Genomic DNA, 1,529 nt, shown 5'->3' on the forward strand with positions numbered 1-1,529 from the left:
CCCTTCTTGCCGCGCTTGTCCCATGCGTCCGTCGCGACATGCTCGGCGACGGTGCCGGATCGCACCGGAAGATCGTGTCCCCACCACGGCATCAGAGAGTGAGCACGAGCTTGCCCTGGAGGTGACCGGCGTCGAGCAGCCGGTGCGCGTCGGCGACCCGCTCGAACGGGAACGTCTCCTGCACGTGGACCCGGAGCCGGCCCTCTTCGACGAGCTGGACGAGACCTCGCAGGGCCACCGGATCGGGGTCGACCGCGATCCCGCTGAAACGCATGCCCGCCGCCTCGTACTCGGCGGCGAGCTCCGCATCCTCCTCGGCGACCGCAGTCACCAGGTGACCGCCGGGGCGCAGTACGCCGAGCGACCGCTCGACGGTGTCGCCGCCGATCGTGTCGAGCACGACGTCGATGTCGCGGGCCGCCTCGGTGAAGTCGACCTGCGTGTAGTCGATCACCTCGTCGGCGCCCAACCCCTCGACGAACGTCCGCTTGCTGCCGCCGGCGGTCGCGATCACGTACGCGCCGAGCGCCTTCGCGAGCTGGATCGCGACGTGGCCGACCCCGCCACCACCGCCGTGCACCAGCACGCGGTCGCCCTCACTCACCCCGCCGAGATCGACCAGGCCCTGCCACGCCGTCAGCCCGACGACCGGCAGCGCCGCCGCCTCGACGTGGGAGAGCGACGCCGGCTTGCGAACCAGGTGCAACGCCGGAGCCGACACGAACTCGGCGTACGCGTCCGCAGCCCGCGGGAACTTCGGCATCCCGAACACCTCGTCGCCGGGCCGGAAGCGCCACGTCTGCGGTGCCTCCTCGACCACGCCACTGATGTCCCAGCCGAGGACGAACGGCGGCCGGCCGAGCAGGGGGAACTCGCCGACGCGCAGCCGCGCCTCCAGCGGGTTCAGCCCGATCGCCCGCACGCGGACGAGAACCTCGGCCGGCAGGGCTCGGGGCTCGGGCGCGTCCACGACGGTGAGCACTTCGGGACCGCCGAGCGTCTGCTGGGTGATGACTCGCATGACTCTCCTGATTTCTTGACGGGGAGAGAACCCAAGCTAGGACTCCGACAGGAACCGGCAGGTACCTGTGGCGCGGGTACCTTGGACGCCATGAGCGGTTTCGGTCCCTGTGATCTCTTTCTCGCCGACTGCCCGGCGCGTCTGGCGGTCGAGGTGATCGCCGACAAGTGGACGGTGGTCGTGCTTGCCGGCCTCAGCAAGGGTCCGGTGCGCCATGGCGAGTTGGTCAGGCTGATCGGCGGCATCTCCCGCAAGATGCTCACCCAGACGCTCCGACACCTGGAGGTGCACGGACTCATCCGCCGCCACGCCTACGCCGAGGTCCCGCCCCGTGTCGAGTACGAGCTCACCCCTCTCGGGGAGACCCTGATCGAACCGATCCACACGCTGACCGAGTGGGCGAGGGCGAACGGCGACGCGGTGCTCGATGCGCTCGACGCCCGTCCCGAGCCGGCCGCGCACAGCGACTGAGCCTGCCCGAGCGCTTCGGCCTTCTCTTCCGTGGGGC

At 70.6% G+C, this 1,529-nt stretch carries 2 protein-coding genes; one reads left to right on the forward strand and one right to left on the reverse strand.

Translation table 11 applies throughout. From position 1 onward, the window contains the following. Positions 1–91: 91 nt before the first annotated feature. Complete coding sequence (locus tag ACFWGJ_RS43645) at positions 92–1,021, reverse strand: NADP-dependent oxidoreductase (protein ID WP_387334541.1); 930 nt, start codon at positions 1,019–1,021, stop codon at positions 92–94. 90 nt (positions 1,022–1,111) lie between these two features. On the opposite strand from ACFWGJ_RS43645, the gene ACFWGJ_RS43650 reads away from it, so the two are divergent. Further along, a complete protein-coding gene (locus ACFWGJ_RS43650; protein WP_387334542.1) occupies positions 1,112–1,492 on the forward strand; it encodes a winged helix-turn-helix transcriptional regulator in 381 nt (126 codons plus the stop codon). The last annotated feature ends 37 nt before the right edge of the window (positions 1,493–1,529 follow it).

This window comes from Streptomyces sp. NPDC060205, from assembly GCF_042728395.1.
Taxonomy (GTDB): domain Bacteria; phylum Actinomycetota; class Actinomycetes; order Streptomycetales; family Streptomycetaceae; genus Streptomyces.

Bases quoted from the DNA above. Each gene is read 5' to 3' on its own strand.
- ACFWGJ_RS43645 (WP_387334541.1), bottom strand. From the start codon at position 1,021: ATGCGAGTCATCACCCAGCAGACGCTCGGCGGTCCCGAAGTGCTCACC.
- ACFWGJ_RS43650 (WP_387334542.1), top strand. From the start codon at position 1,112: ATGAGCGGTTTCGGTCCCTGTGATCTCTTTCTCGCCGACTGCCCGGCG.